We start from the raw sequence: 21,639 nt of genomic DNA, 5'->3' as shown, positions 1-21,639 counted from the left end.
ATCCCCAGATTTTGACGAGTCGTCCTCGGCCTTCCACGGCCAAGAATCCTCTGCCAACATGCGCAGATAGACGCGGCGACAAAGCTCAAGGTGCCGCTCCAGATGTTCGTCTTTGTTCATGCTTAAAGGATACCTGAGTCAGATTTTCGACAAAGACCCAGGGGCTACGGGTTTTCACAAATCGGTGGTGGCAAGGTGGTCATTGTGAAAGCCTTGCAAGGCTGCCCATCGATCATCATCCGCACAAATGCCCGGTGATTGGGTTGATTGATCAAATCACGAATTTCACTACCTCCAAGTTGCGCCGACAGGATCGATGCATCCATGGCCCCGATACGAAAGCAGATCAGCGTGCCGACATTACCCATAACAGAAGCAAAGACCGCCGAACTGTTCTGCGCGGTATGTTGCTGACTCAGGACAACGCCGAGGCGGTATTTCCGGGTTTCGGACAGCAGATCAGCCACCGCCTCGGTGGTGAAAGAATGGAATTCATCAATATAGAGTATGAATGGCCGCCGATCAGCTTCAAGGGAATCGTGGCGGGTGAAGGCCGCGTGAGTAATGCTGGAAACCAAGAGACCGCCCAGAACATTGGCAACATCCGCGCCCAGTTGCCCTTTGGCCAAATTGACGATCAGGATTTGACCGTTGTCCATGATCTGGCGAAACCGAAGTGGCTTCTCCGGGTCGCAGATCACCTTCCTGATCACCGGGTGCGCCAGAAACGCACCAAGCTTATTGGCGATCGGGGCCAGACCATCGGCGGCGTTCTTGTAGTTCATGGCTGGGTATTCTTCGGCCCAGAATTTTTGTACCTGAGGGTCGCGGACGTGCAAAAGTACTTCCTTGCGGAACTGGCGGTCTAGAAACATACGCAGGATGTCGCGCAGATCAGTCTGCGGCATATCCAAGAGTGCCAGAATGGCGTGGCGCAACAAATGTTCCATACGCACACCCCAAGCTTCGGCCCATTGTTTTTTAAGCGCTTCTATCAGTCCCGATGCAATCAGGGGCCGCAAGGCTGGTGATGTGCGTGTCAGTGGATTGTAGCCGTAGGGGCTCGTCGCGTCGGCTACATTCCAATAGATAGCTTTGTCCTGAATGTCTGTGGACAGCGTTGCAGCTAGATCACCATGCGGATCGATCAGACAGAACCCGACGCCGCGCCGGGCGTCCTCACAAGCCATGTTGTGGAGCAAAGTTGACTTACCGGTCCCGGTCTGCCCGACTATATAGGCATGCATCAGGCGGTCACGTTGGCGCATGCCAAAGAGAAAATGGCCATAGCGGTGATGAGCCATGCCAAGCCGGGTCACCGGGTCGGTGTTTTCGTGCATCGCCCTATCCTGCCGGAACAAACCCTTCGCCGGTACACCGTGGCGCTCGCCGGAACAGACATTCGCAAATTCTGCGAATCCCGGGGTGTATTTGGAAAAAGTGCTCCGGCTCAGAATGAGGTCAGAACAGTTCCTTTCTCTCCCTGCACCGGGTGCGCCCGAAATCCCTCGGTCGCACCCGCATGCAAGGAGAGAGACATGTCTAAAGATATTGATATCAGCGATCAGGTCGGTGCCTATCCGACCTGCGGTAATTGCGGTGCCACCCAAGTGGTTCGTGATGCTTGGACGGAGTGGAGGATCGGGACTGGCGAGTGGGTACTCAAGACCGTATTTGATGATTTTGCCTGTGATAATTGTGGCGAGTCCAATACACCGATCTGGAAGCTCGACAAGGAGTTCCGCCAGAAACGCATCCTCCGTCTCAATGACGAAGCACGTCGTGGCCGTGGTGAACATGTGATGGTCGTTTTGACCGCTGGGGTGCAGGCTGAAGGCGAAGAGTTTCTGACGCAAACCACTCGCACAGTGATGAATTTCAGCGAATTCACGGAAGACAACGATCCACACGGCGAGCATGATTTCGGTGCCTTCGAAATCGAAGGTCAGAAACTGTTCTGGAAAATCGATTATTTCGATCTGAACTTGGAACAGCATTCACCGGATGCAGCCAACCCGAGTGTCACTAACCGCGTGCTGACCATCATGCTGGCCAACGAGTATTGATGGCCCGGCAGAAACGTCCCCTCACGCCAGCGGACAAGGAAGCGGTGTTCCGGATCGCTACCAAAGCGTTACCCGATCGGTATGCCGCTAAAATAGCTATCGGTATGACCGAGGACGAGTTCATCGCAGCCCTCGGGCAGATTCTGGGTATTTTCGGGGGCAGCTGTGGCCCCGATCGCCTTGATGTTCTTCATCAGGCTGCCGGTCTGAAAATCTGGGGCGGCTGGCATATCGTCAATCATGTGACGGAAAAGCCAGTGAATCAGGGCATAGCAACGCTGGCGATGGCCCGGTTGATCTATGGGATTAGCAACCCTGATGACGCTCAGATGGCGCTCTTTTGAGATATGACCCGCCCCGGATGGGCGGGTCACTTTGTTTCTGGCCGGGTCGCAAAATCCGCGCCTCCCGGGGTCTGGTTTTGATTGTCGATTTCTGCGAAAATAGGCGTACTTGGGAATTGAAAACGGGTTTTGCCTCCCCGGAACTCTGGACCGGGAGAAGCGAAACGGGCTTCGCCCTTTCGCCTCTAAAGCTTCAACCTGGTTCTGATCCCGGTAGCAAAGGCAAAACCCGTTTTCAAATATTACGTGCCCCAGGTAGTACTCTGGCGTAGAGCGAAGGGCTATTATTGGCCCGTTATTCGCTAACCAAACAAAAACATGTTTGATGAGTTCATTTTTGACCTGAAAGTTGCCCGTAAGAAATCGGGTCTCAGTCAGGCGGATTGCGGCCATTTGCTCGGCCAAAGCAATCACAAAGTCAGCCAGTTAGAGCGCGGAGAGCAACTGCCCACAATCGGGGAGATTTGCGCCCTCTCTCTTATCTTTGGACGCAGCTTCGAAAGCCTATGGTCCGAGGTGTTACGGCAGGCCCGCAGGGACCTGGGCGTCAATCTGGAAACGCTGGCGGACCAGAAGAGCAACCGCCCGGAGTTCGCCAATCGCCAGAGAACACTGGAACGGCTGGCAGAACGATTATTAGAAGAACAAGACCACGATCATGGGAGGTAATGGGCAGCGCGTGCTTTCGGTTGCGGCGCGCACTGGACGCCTTGCCTGCGTGGTGCTTGATGACTGTCAGTTGGTGATTTGGGATGCCTCGGAGAAGGCAGCGTCATCAGAGGAGGAGGCAGCAAAGAAGCTTCGTGCTTGGGTGCTTGACTTCAAGCCGGATATTCTTGTCACTGAAAATCCTGACGCTGCAAGGAAGAAAAGCGGCATACAAATCCCGATCCTTCAAGCGCTAGCGACCGTCGGGGATGACCTGCCGATTCCGAACCTGGTGGTTCGCCGGGAACGCAGGTTCCCGAATGCCTATATCGAGGCTGCCCATCTCGGCAATAAATTTCCGGATCTGGCGCATCTGGTACCGAAGAAACCACCGATCTGGAAAGGCGAACCATACAATCTGGCCTGCTTCGAAGCTTTGGTGCTGGCTCACGAAGCCGGTTTGCTCGGGCCGAGTATTTTGCCAGAGTCTGGTGACGGCAATGTGTCATAACCATTACCACACACTTCGCTCTTTCACTGACAAGCTGCAGCTTTATGCTGCGGCTTTTCAAACCTGGTCGATGCGGAATGATGACACTTCCGTTCGCGCCCACGATCCTTCAAGAAGTGCTGTGTTTGGCCGCGGCGGTCGAAAAGAAGGTCCAAAATCCTCCCACACTTGAAACAGCAGAAGAGACTGAATCGATGGCGCGTGCCTGGGGACGATTCGGAGCACCTGATCAAGGCGTTTTGGGTCGGTGACCACACTGAGAACCAGCATGGGTGATTTGAGTTTTAGATGCTCCCGGTACAGGCTCCGCCCGACGTATTGCTCGTATTGAAGCAGGTTTCGCTGCCAACTCTTTCGGTTGAAGTTCTTTGATGTGGCTGGTTCGGTCGCGCGATCAGCTTCTACCAGAAAACAGCGATACCTGTTGCCTTCCGACGTTTGGTATTTGAGGGCAAAAAGCGCATCCGGGATCAGGTTTTTTTCGTATTGGCGCTTGGTGGCGGGATCGGTGATGCGGGTCGGAAATCGCAACTCTGCGTCCGCGCGTTCAAGTAGCTGGGATTGTGGAATGTATTCGATGTCATCCCGGTCGAGTACGGCCAGCTCAACAGACGCGGTGATGCAGCTGACCATGAAACCATGCAGCCAGGGGCCGGAACGCGCGGCACTGCGTTCAATCCAGAACCCAGTACCTTTAAGGGCCTTTTTCCCAGCAGGTGTTAGGTCGTAGACCAACTGATTGTACCGGCTGTCGATGGTCCGGAACTGTTGCGAAGGCCGCGCCAGATAGGGTCCGCCATGTGGTGTGTTATCTTCGTTGAAAAGGTCGGTCAGACGTTCTTTGGCGCGTTTCTCGCTGCGGTGGGTATCCTTGGCATATTGCAAAAGGAACGAAGATGGCAACGGCCCATGCTCATGGATTTTCCGGAACCAAAGAAGATCACGGTCCTGTGGTGTCACGCGCTTGCCGGTGGACACAGGTTGTGTCCGCTTTCGGCGTCCGGTGGTGTCACGATCTGCGCTCACATCACAACTCGACCCCGGCGTCGGTGTCAGCACCGCCCGCATCCGGCTTTTTCTTAGATTTTTCGTTGATAGTTTCGGTCTGCGCCTCGATTTCAGGGTTCAAGTCTGTCTCGGGTTCGTCCGGTTTCGGCGTCACGCCGTCAAGCTCGGTGTAGTGGACGGCGTAACGCGCCCGCATTTCTCGTTGCAATTCCTGTCGCTCGGTTTTGTTCATCCTTGGTTGCTTTTCTAAATGCCCAATCGGAAACCCAAGCGGTAGCGCCGACTTGGTGACCCCGCGCACATAAGCGGCAAAACTACCCTTGGGCTGGGATTCGATCAAGTTTGGGTCACAATAGAGCATGGGTGCCAACGTGCGCGCGTCCTTGGCGGAAACGCCCCCAGCAAACTTGATCGACGTATTGGCAGCAAACGCCTCCTGCAGGCGCGGTTCCAATTGGCCGAGATACTGATGCGCCAGCACCATGCCGACGTTGTATTTGCGTGCCTGAGCCAGAATCAACCCGATGTTGCGGTCGAAGTAGTCTGCAGCTTCGTCGATATAAACCATAGTCGGCGTGCGCCGGTTTTCTGGCAGTGTCGCCCGCTCCTGGGCCGCCTGGGCTATCATGGCAATGAAGAAGCGGCCGAAGATTTCTGTGCCGGTTTCCTTAAGAAGGTCTTTGGCTGTGTTGATCAGGATCACCTTGCCCGCGTTCATTTCACTGAACAGGTCGAGCTTCGAGCGGGGATGGCTGAACATTCGCTCGAAAGTCTGGTTTTCGAGAATCCCCCAGAGGCGACGCAACACCTGTTTCTTCGTCTGCTCGAATTCCCGGCCTGCAAATTCGGTTTCAAAGAAATGTTTGGCGGTGCCCGAAAGCTTGGCGATGTCCGCCGCAAACTTCACCTGACTGCCCGGTTCCATCAGCTCCCGCAGTGTATGAATGGTGGCATCCGGGATATACAGCATCAGACGCGTTACATACCGAAAGATCACATTTTGCTTCTGGGTCATCTCGGCTGAGAGAAGCGAACCCAGCACGAAATCATATAGCTCCAAGATCGAATTGGTCAGCCGTTCGCGTTCAAGCGGCGCGTATCCCTGTAGGCGTTCGATCCCGACATCGAAAAGGTTCAGGGACACAGGCCATTCCACATCCGTGGGATCAATGATGACGATCCTGTCATGCAGCGCGCCACCCGGCGCGAAGACAGCAAGATTGGAGATGTTACGTATCAGATCGCCCTGGCTGTCGAGTACGATGACGGTGCGGTTGCCACCAGACATCGCCTCCAAATCCTGACTTATGAGGTATTGCAGCGTCTGTGTCTTGCCGTGCCCGGACCCGGCCACAATGTGATGATGCTCGAAACGCGAACTTATAGGTATAGTGAAGGACACATCCTGCCGGAAGATTTCCAGAAGCGGTGTACCGCCAAGATAGGCATTCACTAGCGCATCCGGGTCTTTGGCGTCAAATTGCGTTGGCATTTTTGGTGCCCGGTTGAAGCCCTTCGGGTCAGCAGGGTTACCGCCCGAGGCAGCAACCAGATTGCGGCCCAGCCGGTCCCTCAAACGTGGCAACAGGTCTTGGCGCTCCAATTCTTCAGCAAAGGCTGTGCTGCACATAGTTTCAGTGACTTTCCCGATATCGCCGATGCTGCGCAACAGATCGGTTGGGATCGTGATCCCGTCCGACTGCTCATGGTTGGACAGAAGTGCCGGGCAGGCTCTGTATACAGGATCGAGAAAATTGATCAGCGCCAAAGTGACAATTTCACGGGTGGTTTCAAAATCCTCCAAAAGCGCTCGTTGCACCTTTAGTTCGTCACGAATGGCCCAATATTCCGAAACCGACCGACGTTCCGACCAGTCCACCTCTGGCATGACAAACAGGTTTTCATAGTCGAAAAATCGATCCGCCAGCCTCTGCGCCACAGCGACCTGCGGGTGAATCTGCGGTATCTCAAATGCCGTTAGCACATCCGCTGCAATCTCATGTACCAAGTCTAGCCGCGCGTCCGCGTCTCCTAGGCCGTGGCTCTCAAACATCGCCGCCACTCGGTTGAAAAGCTGCCTGGTCTCTGCTTCGTCGCTCGGGCGAAACAGACCATGCACAAACGCGTGCATCCGAGCGGCGAAATGAAGCGGCATCTATCCGCCCCGGAGAATAGCCTGCCGGGCTTCTTCCCTTGGCAGCGCTTCGACAGTGTGACGCTCGGCACCATCCCAATGCTTGGCACTTTCCATCACTTGGCGCAGAAAGCTCACGACATCATGCAACCACGCTTCCTTGCGAGCAAGTTCGACCACGCTATCACAGGTAAAATGCCGCCCATGTAGGAGGTCCTTGACGAAAATCGTTTCTCGCTTGTTATTGAAGTACCAATATCCAGCCCCACCCGCCGCAAGAAAAGCAAGTGCGATCCCGAGAGCGCCCAAGGGGCTAAAGACCGATATTGAAGGAATCAAAACAACAAATGAAACGAGAGCGGAGTTTCGCAGAAGTTTGGGTTGTAAAGCGTCAATCATCACAGCATCGTCAAACCGATAGCGTTTAACAATCGCTTGTTCATCCTCGTCGAGTTCAATCTTACCCCAGAGTTTGAAATTGACGCGCGACATCTTTCCGCTTGTCTGCTCACGCTTGAAAAGTATTTCCATGTCTGTCCCCAAAAAATGCTGATTTCATTTATCCAGCGATAGGACATCAGCCACTGACGTTGCGTCAAGCCGCATTTCCTTGCCTCGGACAAAAAATTGATTGGGTGGTACGGGTGGGTTCACTATGGAAGGTTATTAAGTAGTGAAGTCACGGAATTCTTTTCAAAAAGTCCGCTCAGCAATGGTCAGCAACGTCCAACTATGGATGGGGATTGGGAAAGAGTAAAAATGGGGATACAGAAAGCAGAAAATGCACTCGCATAGCCATTCCCGTAATTGATCCCGCACGCGCAGGTTCAGATCGGCAACGTCAGACACAGTTCTTAGACTTAACTGTGAGGATATGATCGCCCACGTGCCGACACCATCTCCACTCCGAACAACAATGCCGCAATACGTCAGGGTAGTGGAGCGACCGTTTCAATAGTTCAGCGGGTGTGCACTCCCACTAAAGCCTAGATCATTTTACTCGATGCAAGCTGCCTATCCGTCCACAGCGCCGCATTTTGGGGTGTGAACACAGGCTGTTGCGCGTTACATTTACAAAAATAGCATTCGAATTCAGGGTTCCCTTTTGAAAATTATTGACAACATTTCTGTCCTCTTCGGAGACGAGCTGAAAGCTGGGACTGAAGCAGGTGCCAAAATCAGAGTGGCTGCAAGCTGCTTTTCAATCTTCGCGTATGAAGCGCTCAAGACTGAACTGGAGAGCATTCAAGAGCTCGAATTTATCCTGACAGATCCGACCTTCATTCCAAATGAGGCTCTGGGGCGCTCCAAAAAGCAGAAGCGGGAATTTTTCATCCCGAAGCAACTTAGGGAGTCAGCGCTCTATGGCACGGAATTCGAGATCCATCTTCGAAACAAGCTGACCCAAAAAGCAATTGCGAAACAATGCGCTGACTGGATCCGGAAAAAAGTCACATTCAAGTCTAACGCTACAGATGCTCCAATGCAGCAGTTCGCACACATCGAAGCGGGGAAAGGCAACAAAGTCTTCTCACCAATAAGCGGGTTTTCAGCTGTCGATTTGGGCTACCAACCCGGGAACGCTGTTTCGAACTTCACGCATGCTTTTGAAGACGAACTGTCCGCAAATACCTATTTGTCTCTCTTTGATCAGGTGTGGGCCAACCCTCAGAACGTGCAGGACGTGACCGAGCAGGTCCTTCAACACATCGAGGCCGTTTACCAGGAAAATTCGCCGGAGCGAATTTACTTTCTGATATTATACAACATATTCAGGGATTTTCTGGAAGAAATTGACGATGATGTGCTTCCCAATGATCAAACTGGTTATCTTGATAGCTTGGTTTGGAACAAGCTGTTCAATTATCAGCGAGACGCCGCTACCGGCATTATCAACAAGCTGGAGACATACAACGGTTGTATTTTGGCAGACAGCGTCGGATTGGGGAAAACGTTCACGGCATTGGCGGTTGTCAAATATTACGAGCTACGGAACAAATCGGTTCTCGTCCTTTGCCCCAAAAAGCTCGCTGACAATTGGCGCAACTACAATACAAACCTGAAGACGAATATATTTGCCGCAGACCGGCTCAACTACGATGTGCTATGTCACACTGACCTGTCGAGAACATCCGGTGAATCGTTAGGTATTCCCTTGGATAGGGTCAATTGGGGGAACTATGACCTCGTTGTCATTGATGAATCCCACAATTTTCGGAACAATGACGTCTTCAAAGATCGAGAGACCCGGTATCAAAAACTAATGAATAAAGTTATCAGGTCCGGTGTGAAGACAAAGGTCCTGATGCTATCTGCGACTCCTGTAAACAACAGGTTTACCGACCTTAGAAACCAACTTGCATTGGCCTATGAAGGCCATTCGGACAATCTGAGCCGAAACTTGAAGACAAATTCCAGCGTTGAGGAAATATTTCGAAAAGCCCAAACCGCTTTTAACAATTGGTCTGAACTTCCGCCAGCTGAGCGCACTGCGCAGGCAATTCTCAGAGCGCTGGACTTGGATTTCTTCGAGCTTTTGGACTCGGTGACTATTGCGCGTTCGCGAAAGCACATTGAACAATTCTATGACACTGCAGACATCGGAAAGTTCCCCGAACGCAAGAAGCCAATATCTCATCACCTCCCGATTACACGGCGAGATGATGTTATCGGTTTTGACGAAATTTACGGCGACCTTTCCCTGTTAAAAATGGCTGTCTATGCGCCGGTCAACTATATTCAACCGAGCCGTCTCAAGAAATACGAAGAGCTCTACGACACCAAAACCGAAGGCTCTAAGGGAACTTTGCGCCAAGCTGATCGCGAACGAAGCCTGCAAGCGCTGATGACGACAAACTTGCTGAAAAGGCTTGAGAGCTCAGTTGAAGCTTTCCGCCTGACGCTCGGGACACTCGACAGGAACATAAGCCGAATGCTGGAAGCCATTGAGCGTTTCGAGGCATACGGTGGCAATACCCGCATTGACGACGTTTTCAGTGATGTCGACGATCTGGAAGCCGATGACGACGAACTTTCAGGCCTTGGGGAGTTTACCATTGGCAAGAAGATCCAGATCGACCTTGCCGACATGGATATCCCGACCTGGAAGGCTGATCTGGGTGGAGATCGCGAAATCATACTGGGCCTTCTTGCCGAGATGGAAAAGGTCGGCGTTGAAGATGACGCCAAACTTCAGCATCTGATCAACGTGATCCAACAAAAGATGTCTGCACCACTCAATCCTGGTAACCGCAAAGTCCTCATCTTCACGGCCTACGCGGACACGGCGGAATATCTGTACAAAAACGTTGTTCCAGCCTTGCGCTTGTCAATGAATTCCGAGGCTGGGATCGTCACGGGCTCGGGCAACCCCAAAACCAGCCTTAAGCCTCACTACGATTTCCAATCGGTTCTCACACTCTTTGCCCCAAAGGCAAAAGAGAAAGCGTTGATCATGCCTGACGTAGCTGAAGAGCTGGACATCCTCATCGCCACCGACTGTATTTCCGAGGGTCAAAACCTGCAGGATTGCGATTACCTTATCAACTACGACATCCACTGGAACCCAGTCCGGATCGTTCAGCGCTTCGGGCGTATTGATCGGATCGGTTCGCCCAATACTGCGATTCAGTTGGTCAACTATTGGCCCGACATTTCGCTGGATGAATACATCAACCTCAAGGAACGCGTCGAAAACCGGATGCACATCGTCGACCTCGCAGGCACCGGTGAAGACAACGTCCTAACGGCCAAAAGCAGCGATACCGCCTACCGCAAAGACCAGCTGCAGCGTCTCCAGGATGAAGTCATCGAGCTCGAGGACGTCAAAACCGGCGTTTCGATCACGGATCTTGGCCTCAACGACTTCCGCATGGATCTGCTCAACTACACCAAGACGCATGGCGACCTTTCGGGCCAACCCAAAGGTTTGCATACAATTGTTCCAGCCAACCCTGCAAAGGGATTGCGTCCTGGCGTCATCTTTGCCCTGCGCAACATCCACCCCGATGTGAACGTCAATCAACAGAACCGGCTTCACCCCTACTATCTGGTCTATCTCGACAACGACGTAAACGTCATTGCAGACCATACCGAGGTGAAGCGACTGCTCGATTTAATCCGTGTAAGTTGCAAGGGGTTGGATAAACCGCTCAAGGCCCTCTGTGACGCCTTCAACGCGGAAACCCGTGACGGGCGCGAGATGGGTAAATACTCCGAAATGCTCAGCGACGCGATCAAATCCATGATCGAGGTGAAAGAAGAGCGCGACCTCGATAGCCTCTTTTCGGGCGGGCACACCACGGCGCTGACCCACACCATCGCTGGGCTTGATGATTTTGAGCTTCTGGCCTTCATCGTCGTGCGGACGGAGGCATGACGGCAATCTTCGACTACCCCAAAGCCACGCTGTTGAAACGCGTTGTCCCCAAGACGCGGATTTATGACCGTGTGCGGGCCAGCACCGCGCTGAAGGACAAATTCGTGAGCCAAGTGGACCAGATCACATGGCGCGCCAAACTGGCCCCTGAAACGATCAACCTGACCGCCACCAAATCGGTGCCTGAAATTCAGGTTTTCCGCATCACACTGAAAACCGACGCGATACACGACGACCTGCTCAAAGCCATCGACCGCGCCATCCCCTTTCCAATCTTGTTCGAACTGGAACACGAGGGCCAAATCCAAATCGCGGCGGCCCACAAGCGCCCGTCAGAGGCAGAGGCGGATAAATGGGTCATCTCGGATTACCTGCGCTCGGAATGGTTGGCTGCGGACACCGCGCGCAATGCATTGCCTGTGGCGCTAAACCTAGGCGTGCTTTATGAGCAAATTCTAACGGCACTCATGCCCATCGTGCCGCACACGGCCGAGAGTTTGAGCGCACGGATGGACCGGACGCACGCCCTCAAAACCAAAGAGCGTGAGATCAGCCAGCTGAAATCCAAGTTGAAACGCGAGACGCAATTCAACATCAAAATGAACTTGCACGGACAACTGCGCGCGGCGCAGGCAGACTTCGAGCACCTGAAAAAGCCGGAATAGGCCAGAACACGATGTGGGGACGATATGAGTGACGAGATTGAGAAGCTGAAAATGCACAGCCCTGACCTGACGCAGGACAACATCGCCAAGATCCGTGCCATGTTCCCCGGCTGTGTGACCGAGGCGGCGAGTGAAGACGGCAAGCCGCGTCTGGCGATAGATTTTGATCAGCTGCGCCAAGAACTGTCGGACAGCGTCGTCGAGGGGCCGCAGGAACGCTATCACCTGAACTGGCCGGGCAAGCGCGAGGCGCTGATCACTGCCAACGCCCCCATCGCGAAAACGCTGCGCCCCGCGCGGGATGAAAGCGTGGATTTCGACACCACCCAGAACCTGTTTATTGAAGGCGACAACCTTGAAGCGCTGAAGCTGCTGCAAGAGACCTATCTGGGCAAGGTCAAGATGATCTACATCGACCCGCCGTATAACACGGGGAATGACTTTGTTTATGATGATGACTTTGCTGAAAATTCAGCGGAGTTTCTTGAGCGTTCTAACCAGAAAGATGAGGAAGGCAATCGATTGGTCGCGAATACGACCGCGAATGGTCGTTTCCATTCTGATTGGCTCTCGATGATCTACGCACGTTTGCGGTTGGCTCGAAATTGTCTTTCCGAGGAAGGGTCACTCTGGATTTCAATTGATGATAAAGAAGTCGGAAACCTGATTGCTTTAGTAAGAGAAGTGTTTGGCGATGGCCATTTTGTATCTCTGTTTGTTTGGCAAAAACGAAAAACTAGGGAAAATCGCAAAGTCGTCTCAACCAGTCATGATTTTATTGTGTGCGTGGCAAAGGACAAAACTACGTTTGAACTAGTCAGGAATCTTCTACCGCTAACCGATGAGGCTCGCTCCAGATACACCAATCCGGACAACGACCCTCGCGGGCCTTGGCAATCAGTTGCCATCACAGCGCAGGCGGGTCACGGTACCAAGTCTCAGTTTTACAGCATCACGACACCAAATGGTCGAGTCGTCGATCTTCCTTCAGGAAGCTGCTGGCGTTTCACCCATGACAAGTTAAATGAGCTGATCGCAAACAACATGATCTGGTTTGGCGCTGACGGTGGAAATGTTCCCCGTCAAAAAATGTTTCTGGATGAAGAGAAAGCGGGATTAACCCCCCACACCCTTTGGCTTGCAGATGAAGTTGGAACAACCGACTCAGCCAAGCGATCGCTCAATGAGTTATTTGACGGCGTTTCAGTTTTCGAGACCCCTAAACCCGTTAAATTAATCCAGAGAATGGTCCATATTTCGACGAACACAAACGACATTGTTGTCGATTTCTTTGCAGGCTCTGGCCCAACCGCAGATGCTGTTTTGTCTCAAAACGCACTTGATGGGAAAGCCCGATCATCAATATTGGTTCAATTGCCAGAGATTTGTTCAACAGGGTCAGAGCCTGAGAAGGCTGGATATGCAACAATCGCAGATATCACCAAAGAACGCATCCGCCGCGCTGGCCAAAAGATCCTCGAAGGCGAATGTCACCCCGATTGGAACAAGGATGTCGGATTCCGCGTTCTCAAGATCGACAGCTCCAACATGGCCGATGTGTTCTACACTCCGGATCAGACTACGCAGGCCGATCTTCTGTCCCGCGTGGACAACGTCAAAACCGACCGCACAGCAGAGGACCTATTGTTCCAGGTTCTGCTCGACTGGGGCGTTGACCTGACCCTGCCAATCCGCCGCGAGACGGTACAAGGCAAAACCGTGTTCTTCGTCGATGACACAGCCCTGATGGCCTGTTTCGACGCTGGCATTTCTGAAGGTTTAGTCAAAGAGCTGGCCGCCCACGCCCCCATGCGGATCGTATTCAAGGACACCGGCTTTGCCGACGATCAGACCAAGATCAACGTGAAGCAAATCTTCAAGGCCATGTCCCCCGCCACCGAAGTGAAGGCGATCTAAAATGGACAAATTAAAGATGCACAGCCCTGATCTAACTCAAGAAAACATAGCCAAGATCAGCGCGCTTTTCCCCGAATGCGTAACAGAGGTAGCGGATGAAGACGGCACCCTGCGACTGGCAGTAGATTTTGACCAGCTGAAACAAGAATTGTCTGCCAGCATCATCGAGGGCCCCCAGGAACGTTACCACCTGAACTGGCCGGGCAAGCGCGAGGCGCTGATCACCGCCAACGCGCCCATCGCCAAAACGCTACGCCCTGCGCGGGACGAAAGCGTCGATTTCGACTCCACCCAGAACCTTTTTATCGAAGGCGACAATCTTGAGGCGTTGAAACTGCTGCAAGAGACCTACCTGGGCAAGGTCAAGATGATCTATATCGACCCGCCATATAACACTGGCCGGGATTTTATCTATGACGACGACTACTCAAGCACTTCCGATGAGTATCTGACGAACTCAAGTCAGAGAGACGAAGAAGGAAAAAGGCTCGTCGCAAACACAGAAGCAAACGGCCGCTTCCACTCGGATTGGCTGTCTATGATCCTTCCAAGACTACGTCTCGCCAAGAACATACTGGCCGATGATGGTGTGGTATTCATTTCCATCGATGACAACGAGGTTCACAATCTAAGGCAGCTTGGCAACGAGGTTTTTGGGGAGAAAAATTTCGTCTCAACAATCGTCTGGCAAAAGGTCTACGCGCCCAAGAACTCGGCCAAATGGTTTTCTGAAGACCACGACTTCATTCTGATCTTCGCAAAAAACAAGGAAAGCTGGTCGCCGAATGCTCTTCCCCGCACAGAAGAAATGGAAGCTCGCTACAAGAACCTAGACGACGATCCACGCGGGCCATGGAAGGCCTCGGATATGTCGGCACGGAACCCCTATGATGCTGGGGTTTATCCAGTAACTTCGCCGTCGGGTAGGGTGATCGATGGACCACCGACAGGACGTTACTGGGCGATCAACGAAGACAATTTTAAGAAACTAGATGCAGACAACAGAATTTGGTGGGGCCACGACGGAACCAATACGCCTGCGGTGAAGAAATTCTTGTCCGAAGTTTCGTCAGGGCGCACCCCCCAAACGCTCTGGTTTTATAAGGATGTCGGGCACACTCAGGACGCAAAGAAAACGCTCCTAAAATATGTTCAGTTCGAGAATACAGAAAATGTCTTGAACTCAGTCAAGCCTGTGGCACTTCTTCAGAGGATAATTCACTTGTCCACTCAACCCGACGAAAACGCAATCGTTTTGGACTTTTTCAGTGGCAGCGCACCCACCGCACATGCGGTTCTTGAACAAAACAAGTTAGATGGCGGAAACCGTCGCTTTATAGGCGTTCAAATTGCTGAGCCACTACGCATTCCAGAAACGAAAATGAAAACCATTTTCGACATGGGAAAGCTACGTATCAAAAATGTCATCGCAGAAAAAAAGGAGGAAGGGGTCGAGGGACTCGGCTTCCGCGTTCTCAAGATCGACAGCTCCAACATGGCCGATGTGTTCTACACGCCGGATCAAACCTCTCAGGCCGATCTTCTGTCCCGTGTGGATAACGTCAAACCCGACCGCACGGCAGAGGACTTGCTGTTCCAAGTCCTGCTCGACTGGGGTGTTGACCTGACGCTGCCCATCCGCCGCGAGACGTTACAGGGCAAAACCGTCTTCTTTGTCGATGAAACTGCCCTGATGGCTTGTTTCGACGATGGCATTTCCGAGGATCTGGTCAAAGAGCTGGCAGGCCACGCCCCTATGCGGATCGTGTTCAAGGACACAGGCTTTGCCGATGACCAGACCAAGATCAACGTGCGCCAACTCTTCAAGGCCATGTCTCCCGCCACCGAAGTGAAGGCGATCTAAAATGAGAATTAAATTCAAATCACAACCGTATCAGTCAGAAGCGGTAGAAGCCGTGGTCGATTGCTTCGAAGGTCAGCCCAACACCTCCGCAATGATGTACCGCATCGACCCCGGTCGCGGCACCCAAGGGCGCATGGACGAGGACGGCTTTCGCAACGCCGATCTGGCCATGCCTTCCACTCAGGTGCTCGAAAACATACGCAAGGTGCAGCAACGCCAGAACATGCCCCTGTCCGAAAGCCTTAGCGTGTTTGTCGATCACAAGGGCAAACCGAAACCGGCCAGCTATAAGCCAGGCGCGGCGATCAACCTTGATATCGAGATGGAGACCGGCACGGGCAAGACCTATTGCTATATCAAGTCCATTTTCGAGATGAACAAGCGTTACGGCTGGTCCAAGTTTATCATCATGGTGCCGTCGATTGCGATCCGCGAAGGCGCGGCCAAGTCGCTGGAAATGACCGCAGAGCATTTTGTCGAAGGCTACGGCAAGAAGGCGCGGTTCTTTATTTACAATTCCAAGCGGCTGCATGAGCTGGAGAGCTTTTCCTCGGACGCGGGCATCAACGTAATGGTAATCAACGTACAGGCCTTCAACGCCTCGGGGGCAGACAACCGGCGGATTTACGAAGAGCTGGACGATTTCCAATCACGCCGCCCCATCGATGTGATTGCCAAGAACCGACCTATTCTGATCCTCGATGAGCCTCAAAAAATGGAAGGCACCGCCACACAAAACGCATTGCCGGAATTCAACCCGCTGTTTATCCTGCGCTATTCTGCGACCCACAAGACGGTCCACAGCAAGGTGCATCGTCTGGATGCTGTTGACGCGTTCAGTCAAAAGCTGGTGAAAAAGATCGAAGTGCGCGGCATTCAGGCCAAAGGTCTGACCGGCACGAACGCGTACCTATACCTTGAGGGCATCCAAATCTCGAAAAGCGACCCTGTGGCGCGTGTGGAGATAGAGGTGAAGACCGCCTCGGGCATCAAGCGCCAACTGCGAAAGATTGAAAAAGGGCGTAATCTCTTCGATCTGTCAAAGGGGCTCGACCAGTACAGGGACTTCGTCGTATCCGATATCGATGCGCGTGTTGATGAGGTGCATTTCACAAACGGTGCCGTTCTGAGGGCTGGCGAAGCAAGTGGCGACATCACTGAACGCGACATCCGCCGCATTCAAATCCGCGAGACAATCTCAGCCCATCTGGAACGCGAAAAACAGCTATTCGCCAAGGGCATCAAAGTACTGTCGTTGTTCTTTATCGATGAAGTCGTAAAATATCGCGACTACAGCAAAGAGGATGAAAAGGGCGAATATGCCCATGTATTCGAAGAAGAATATGAGAACTTGAAGGCAGAATATCTAGGCGAGCTGCCGCTGGAAGACGAGGCCTACCGCAAACACCTTGAAGGCATTCAGGTTGGCGGGACGCACAACGGCTACTTCTCGATCGACAAGAAGGGCAAGCTGGTTGATCCAAAGGTCAAAGCGCGCGGGGAATTCGCGGGTCTGACGGATGATGTGTCTGCTTACGATCTGATCCTGAAGGACAAAGAGCGGCTTCTATCGTTCGAGGAACCGACGCGGTTCATCTTCTCCCACTCGGCTTTGCGTGAAGGCTGGGACAATCCCAATGTTTTTGTGATGTGCATGCTCAAGCACAGCGATAACACGATCTCCCGCCGTCAAGAAGTGGGCCGTGGCCTGCGGATTTCCGTCAACAAGAACGGCGACCGCATGGATCACGCCGCGACAGTTCACGACATCAATATTCTGACCGTGGTTGCAAGCGAAAGCTACAAAGACTTTGTCGGCGGTTTGCAAAAAGAGATCGCTGAAAACCTGTCAGAGCGACCACGCCAAGCAAACGCAGAGTATTTCGAAGGCAAGTCGATCACAGTCGACGGCAATGAGACCGTTGTCTCGAAAGATATGGCAAAACGCATCGAACGGTATCTCGTCAAGAATGACTATATCGATGACAATGATGGCATCACTCAAGCCTACCATGACGCGCGCGAAGCTGGCACGCTCGCTGCCCTTCCTGACGAACTCCTCGACCAACAGGAGCAAATCTTGAAGTTAGTTGACACCGTTTTCAATGGCTCTCAACTCGACAACATGATGGGCGACGGGCGAAAGCCGAAGGCCATTCCGCGCAACAAAAACTTTGAGAAAAAGGAATTCCAAGAACTGTGGCAACGCATCAACCGGAAAGCCGTTTATCAGGTCGAGTTTAACTCTGAAGACCTTGTGAAACGCTGCGTCGACACCTTGGACCGTGATCTTGTGGTATCCCCCCTGCAGTATGTGGTTACTGAAGGACAGCTTTCAGAGGGGCTGACCGAGGCACAATTACGAGATGGCGCTGCGTTCAAGCAGTCCGGCATCCGCAGCGAAGAAAGCAGTTCCGCGCATTCGCTCGTCTCATACGACGTAATCGGCAAACTTGCCGAAGGCGCGGAACTGACACGCGGTACTATAGGAAAAATCCTGACCGGCATGAGTCCAGCGAAGTTTTCAACGTTCCAATCAAACCCTGAACAATTCATCGCCGAAGCCTCCCGCATCATTAAAGAGCAGAAAGCCACGACAGTCATCGAGCACCTGACCTATGATGCAACATCTGACAGATACGACACCGACATATTTCCTGTGTCTCAAAGCGGCACAGACCTTACGCAGGCAGTCGGGAAACTCCGAAACCACATCTATGACTACGCCGTGGTCGATTCCGGCGTCGAGCGAAAGTTTGTAGAAGATCTCGATACGAGCGATAAAATCGTTGTCTATTCCAAGTTGCCGCAGGGCTTTCTCATTCCAACACCAGTTGGCGACTACAACCCGGACTGGGCCATTGCCTTTAAGGAAAAGTCAGTTCAGCATATCTATTTCATCGCAGAAACAAAGGGTTCCCAGCCATCCTTGAAGTTCCGGGAGCTTGAGCGAGAAAAGATTAAGTGTGCCAGAAAGTTCTTTGAGGAAATCGCGAACAGCGTGCCCAATGACCATGTGAAGTATGATGTCGTTTCTGACTTTTCTGAACTTATGTCCGCGGTTCGTGGCAACTGAGGGTGCTTTTTCGAATGGAACGACTTAGGCCAATTGTGACGATGCCAAAGTCCTCAGCGAAAAAGTGAGAATACTAGTGCTAAGAAATTTCCGATTGAGACAATTCTCCAGTTTCTGCGCGCCTTAGCTGGGTGGTCAGCTCACCCATAGGCAATAGCCCATCAACCATTCAAAAAATCTCAATTCTAAGTGGTGGTTGAGGGACTTTCGTGCCAAAGTCTGGTGACCGCGAAAGCATCTGAGGCTCTAGAGCACGGGCGAATAGTTTTTGTTGATACGCAATTTGAAGTAAGAGGTTTGAGAAAAAATGAAAATCTCAATGATTTTAGACAAGGTGGATGAAAACCAACTCTTTGTACCGGCATTCCAACGTGAATACGTTTGGAAACGAGAAGACGCAAAACTCCTCATGGACTCACTGCTAAAAGAGTATCCAACCGGTACTATGCTTACATGGGAAACAAACAACCCACCCGAACTGAAAGGCGGCCACGTTTACGATGAACGCCAAGGAGCCGTAAGAATTTTACTGGACGGACAGCAGCGCATAACAACGTTGTACATGCTCGTCACTGGTAACCTGCCACCCTACTACTCGCTTGACGAGATTACGAACGATACTCGTGGTCTGTTTGTGAACGTTCGCACTTTGGAGTTGGAATACTATTCAAAAATACGAATGGAGAGTGACCCTCTTTGGATAGATATAACGGAGATCTTTAAGAAATCAGCGCGCGCACGTGAAATAATAAAGGCAATTGAGAGCTCGGGCACGGAAGTATCACAAGATCAAGAAGACACGATTCATGACAACTTTGCATTGATCTTGTCAGTCTTAGATCGAGATTTTCCAGAACAAACAGTCCCAGTGAAGGCCACTATTCGCGAAGCAATCGATATCTTTTATAAAGTAAATGCGGGTGGGGTTGCATTGACAGACGCTGAACTAGCTTTGGCCCAAATTTCCGGGTATTGGCCACAGGCTAGAGAGAGCTTCAAGGCCAAGCTCGATAAGCTGAAGGAGAATGGTTTTGCCTTCAAACTCGACTTTATAGTCTATGTTCTTCTTGGCGTTCTTCATCACAATGGCTCGGATATGCGCAAGCTGCATCCTGAAGACAACGACGAAATGCTTCGTGAAGCATGGGAAAAGTTGGATAAGAAGGTGCTCGACTACGTTGCGAACCTCCTTCGCTCGCACGCCTATGTTGACCACACTTACGAAATCAACTCGATCTATGCGCTCGTTCCGATCATCGTCCATTGCAACGACCGAGACTGCAACCTGACACAGACCGAAGTCTTAAAAATTGTGAAGTGGTTCTACTATTCGCAAGTGCGCCGCCGGTATGTCAGCCAGTTGCCACAAAAACTGGACCACGATCTAAAGATTGTTGCAGAGTCTCCTTCGCCGTTTGACCGCCTTCTTGATGTAATTCGCGAAGATCGCGGAGGAAACATAGCAATTTCGGCAGATGAGTTCGAAGGTCGAGCTGTACAACATCCGCTCTTTGGGCTGACGAGATGGCATTTGAAAAGCCGAGGGGCAAAATGCCTTACAACCGGAGTGAAAATCCAAAAGCCGATGGGGGACAAATATCAACTAGAGTATGATCATATTTTCCCTTACTCGCGCTTGAAGGCCGCTGGATACGGTATGGATAACCGGATCAAATATTCGCTGGCACAGGAGCTGACCAATAGAGCTATTCTGACACAACTGGCAAATAGAACCAAAGGCGCTAACGAGGCAAAGAAATACTTGGCGGATGCCAAGTTGCGCTTCCCTGACGCCCTGACGCTTCAGCTAATCCCTGACGATGAAGAACTCTGGGAGATCGAAAACTATGAGCTCTTTCTTAAAACGCGGCGAGAATTGCTCGCCACTAGCCTGAATTCTTGGTTGGAGGGTATCGTAGATTCAGAAGCGGCCAACGGTCAGGTGACCCTTGAGGATCTAATCTCGGAGGGTGAAAACGAAGAAGTCGAATTCAAAGAAACTTTGCGTTGGGATGTTCGGCAAAACACCGTGAACAAAGAATTGGAGAACGTTATTCTCAAAACCGTTGCTGCTTTTGCCAATGCCCAGGGCGGCAGGTTAGTTATGGGTGTGAAAGACGAAGGTGAAATTGCAGGTCTTGAGCGTGACTACAAATCATTGGGCGGCGGCGGCAAAGACAAGTTCGAACTTCACCTAACCAACTTGTTCCAGAAATCATTCGGTCAATCATTCACGGCAACCAAAATTGACGTAACATTTCCTGAAGTTGCTGGCGTCGAAATTTGTAGCGTAGAAGTGAGGCAGGCGAACACGCCCGTATACCTTTCAATATCATCAAAAGGCGGACCAGTGCAGGAGAAATTCTATGTCCGGAGCGGAAACTCTTCGCCTGAATTGCCATTGAGTGAGGTACAATCCTACATCACAGAGCGGTTTGTATAACGGTGGGTTTCTGGTTCATCGCAACCGTCAAGGAGTGACGATGAACAAGAAATCCGGAACCAGCTAAGCTTCGGCTGACAAACTGGTCAATTCCATCCGCCGCAAGACGCGGCAAACCTATTTTTCCAAAGAGAATATCCGCATTGTTCTGGCGGGCCTTGGACCAGCGCGGGTTCGGCGGCTTCATCAAGGATTAAAGCGGCCTTCACATCAGGATCGTTGATCCACTGGACATGAAGACCGTCGCCGGTGAATTCGCCATGGACTTCCAGCGGCATCTTGATCAATCCGGCTTCAGCCTGGGCGTGAAAACAACTCCACGAGATCGTCAGTGGCGAGGTGCTAGACATGGATCAGATTTGTGCACTTCAAGATTTCTACCACGCAAGGATCTTAGAAATTGGCACATAAGCTGCGCCAACATTAGCCGGACGCTATCGGAACCCGATGAGACTGCACCAGCGGGTTGGCCGCTTGAACCGCTACCGGCAAAAACGAGCCGTACAGGTGGACCTGTCACGGTTTGATGCCGCTCCTTTGATAGCATTTACTGCAACAAAGGAGATGAACTATGGGACTGAAACG

The 21,639-nt window shown here is 52.0% G+C and carries 15 protein-coding genes; 10 read left to right on the top strand and 5 right to left on the bottom strand.

Translation table 11 applies throughout. The features are described 5' to 3' along the window. Nucleotides 1-164: 164 nt before the first annotated feature. Nucleotides 165-1,340 carry a type IV secretory system conjugative DNA transfer family protein gene (locus ACSHWX_RS16060; RefSeq protein WP_435669251.1) on the bottom strand — a complete coding sequence of 392 codons (1,176 nt, stop codon included), beginning with the start codon at nt 1,338-1,340 and terminating at the stop codon, nt 165-167. A 198-nt stretch (nt 1,341-1,538) separates the two neighbouring features. Between ACSHWX_RS16060 and ACSHWX_RS16055 the strand changes: the two genes are divergently transcribed. The 4 genes from ACSHWX_RS16055 to ACSHWX_RS16040 all read left to right on the top strand — a co-directional run bounded on the left by ACSHWX_RS16055 (nt 1,539) and on the right by ACSHWX_RS16040 (nt 3,569). Continuing rightward, a complete protein-coding gene (locus tag ACSHWX_RS16055; protein ID WP_435669250.1) occupies nt 1,539-2,066 on the top strand; it encodes a DUF3768 domain-containing protein in 528 nt (175 codons plus the stop codon). After that, the gene (locus ACSHWX_RS16050; protein ID WP_435669249.1) at nt 2,066-2,410 is read left to right on the top strand and encodes a hypothetical protein; all 345 of its coding nucleotides are present in this window, start codon (nt 2,066-2,068) and stop codon (nt 2,408-2,410) included. The genes ACSHWX_RS16055 and ACSHWX_RS16050 overlap by 1 nt, the downstream gene beginning before the upstream one ends. Before the next feature lie 318 nt (nt 2,411-2,728). Continuing rightward, nucleotides 2,729-3,079, top strand: coding sequence for a helix-turn-helix transcriptional regulator (locus tag ACSHWX_RS16045; protein ID WP_435669248.1), 351 nt, complete (start codon nt 2,729-2,731; stop codon nt 3,077-3,079). Further along, entirely contained in the window at nt 3,069-3,569 is a 501-nt protein-coding gene (locus tag ACSHWX_RS16040; protein ID WP_435669247.1) for a hypothetical protein, read from the top strand. Before ACSHWX_RS16045 ends, ACSHWX_RS16040 begins: the two co-directional genes overlap by 11 nt. 57 nt (nt 3,570-3,626) lie before the next feature. On the opposite strand, the gene ACSHWX_RS16035 is transcribed toward ACSHWX_RS16040, so the two are convergent. Genes ACSHWX_RS16035 through ACSHWX_RS16025 form a run of 3 tightly spaced genes read right to left on the bottom strand, consistent with a single transcriptional unit; the run spans nt 3,627 to nt 7,242 of the window. Then, on the bottom strand, nt 3,627-4,595 hold the full coding sequence (locus ACSHWX_RS16035) for a replication-relaxation family protein (RefSeq protein ID WP_435669246.1): 969 nt from the start codon (nt 4,593-4,595) through the stop codon (nt 3,627-3,629). Nucleotide 4,596: 1 nt separating this feature from the next. Continuing rightward, the gene (locus tag ACSHWX_RS16030; protein ID WP_435669245.1) at nt 4,597-6,732 is read right to left on the bottom strand and encodes a type IV secretory system conjugative DNA transfer family protein; all 2,136 of its coding nucleotides are present in this window, start codon (nt 6,730-6,732) and stop codon (nt 4,597-4,599) included. After that, a complete protein-coding gene (locus tag ACSHWX_RS16025; protein WP_435669244.1) occupies nt 6,733-7,242 on the bottom strand; it encodes a hypothetical protein in 510 nt (169 codons plus the stop codon). Between the two features lie 574 nt (nt 7,243-7,816). Here ACSHWX_RS16025 and ACSHWX_RS16020 point away from each other — a divergent pair. The 6 genes from ACSHWX_RS16020 to ACSHWX_RS15995 all read left to right on the top strand — a co-directional run bounded on the left by ACSHWX_RS16020 (nt 7,817) and on the right by ACSHWX_RS15995 (nt 21,054). Further along, a complete protein-coding gene (locus ACSHWX_RS16020; RefSeq protein WP_435669243.1) occupies nt 7,817-11,089 on the top strand; it encodes a helicase-related protein in 3,273 nt (1,090 codons plus the stop codon). Then, the gene (locus tag ACSHWX_RS16015; RefSeq protein ID WP_435669242.1) at nt 11,086-11,754 is read left to right on the top strand and encodes a DUF4391 domain-containing protein; all 669 of its coding nucleotides are present in this window, start codon (nt 11,086-11,088) and stop codon (nt 11,752-11,754) included. The genes ACSHWX_RS16020 and ACSHWX_RS16015 overlap by 4 nt, the downstream gene beginning before the upstream one ends. Before the next feature lie 24 nt (nt 11,755-11,778). Beyond that, nucleotides 11,779-13,671, top strand: coding sequence for a site-specific DNA-methyltransferase (locus ACSHWX_RS16010; protein ID WP_435669241.1), 1,893 nt, complete (start codon nt 11,779-11,781; stop codon nt 13,669-13,671). Nucleotide 13,672: 1 nt separating this feature from the next. Further along, complete coding sequence (locus ACSHWX_RS16005) at nt 13,673-15,535, top strand: site-specific DNA-methyltransferase (protein WP_435669240.1); 1,863 nt, start codon at nt 13,673-13,675, stop codon at nt 15,533-15,535. 1 nt (nt 15,536) lies between these two features. Next, nucleotides 15,537-18,611, top strand: coding sequence for a type III restriction-modification system endonuclease (locus tag ACSHWX_RS16000; RefSeq protein ID WP_435669239.1), 3,075 nt, complete (start codon nt 15,537-15,539; stop codon nt 18,609-18,611). A gap of 319 nt (nt 18,612-18,930) precedes the next feature. Further along, complete coding sequence (locus ACSHWX_RS15995) at nt 18,931-21,054, top strand: GmrSD restriction endonuclease domain-containing protein (protein WP_435669238.1); 2,124 nt, start codon at nt 18,931-18,933, stop codon at nt 21,052-21,054. A gap of 86 nt (nt 21,055-21,140) precedes the next feature. Here ACSHWX_RS15995 and ACSHWX_RS15990 read toward each other — a convergent pair whose 3' ends face one another. After that, on the bottom strand, nt 21,141-21,332 hold the full coding sequence (locus ACSHWX_RS15990; RefSeq protein ID WP_435669237.1) for a hypothetical protein: 192 nt from the start codon (nt 21,330-21,332) through the stop codon (nt 21,141-21,143). Nucleotides 21,333-21,639 lie beyond the last annotated feature (307 nt).

The organism is Maritalea sp. (assembly GCF_051251695.1).
GTDB lineage: Bacteria > Pseudomonadota > Alphaproteobacteria > Rhizobiales > Devosiaceae > Maritalea.
The sequence above is the reverse complement of the archived record's forward strand: the minus strand, read 5'-3'. Positions and strand labels throughout refer to the sequence as shown.

What these genes read in the sequence shown, in the direction of transcription:
- ACSHWX_RS16060 (WP_435669251.1), bottom strand. Translation starts at nt 1,340, where the DNA reads ATGCACGAAAACACCGACCCGGTGACCCGGCTTGGCATGGCTCATCAC.
- ACSHWX_RS16055 (WP_435669250.1), top strand. Translation starts at nt 1,539, where the DNA reads ATGTCTAAAGATATTGATATCAGCGATCAGGTCGGTGCCTATCCGACC.
- ACSHWX_RS16050 (WP_435669249.1), top strand. Translation starts at nt 2,066, where the DNA reads ATGGCCCGGCAGAAACGTCCCCTCACGCCAGCGGACAAGGAAGCGGTG.
- ACSHWX_RS16045 (WP_435669248.1), top strand. Translation starts at nt 2,729, where the DNA reads ATGTTTGATGAGTTCATTTTTGACCTGAAAGTTGCCCGTAAGAAATCG.
- ACSHWX_RS16040 (WP_435669247.1), top strand. Translation starts at nt 3,069, where the DNA reads ATGGGAGGTAATGGGCAGCGCGTGCTTTCGGTTGCGGCGCGCACTGGA.
- ACSHWX_RS16030 (WP_435669245.1), bottom strand. Translation starts at nt 6,732, where the DNA reads ATGCCGCTTCATTTCGCCGCTCGGATGCACGCGTTTGTGCATGGTCTG.
- ACSHWX_RS16025 (WP_435669244.1), bottom strand. Translation starts at nt 7,242, where the DNA reads ATGGAAATACTTTTCAAGCGTGAGCAGACAAGCGGAAAGATGTCGCGC.
- ACSHWX_RS16015 (WP_435669242.1), top strand. Translation starts at nt 11,086, where the DNA reads ATGACGGCAATCTTCGACTACCCCAAAGCCACGCTGTTGAAACGCGTT.
- ACSHWX_RS16010 (WP_435669241.1), top strand. Translation starts at nt 11,779, where the DNA reads ATGAGTGACGAGATTGAGAAGCTGAAAATGCACAGCCCTGACCTGACG.
- ACSHWX_RS16005 (WP_435669240.1), top strand. Translation starts at nt 13,673, where the DNA reads ATGGACAAATTAAAGATGCACAGCCCTGATCTAACTCAAGAAAACATA.
- ACSHWX_RS16000 (WP_435669239.1), top strand. Translation starts at nt 15,537, where the DNA reads ATGAGAATTAAATTCAAATCACAACCGTATCAGTCAGAAGCGGTAGAA.
- ACSHWX_RS15995 (WP_435669238.1), top strand. Translation starts at nt 18,931, where the DNA reads ATGATTTTAGACAAGGTGGATGAAAACCAACTCTTTGTACCGGCATTC.
- ACSHWX_RS15990 (WP_435669237.1), bottom strand. Translation starts at nt 21,332, where the DNA reads ATGCCGCTGGAAGTCCATGGCGAATTCACCGGCGACGGTCTTCATGTC.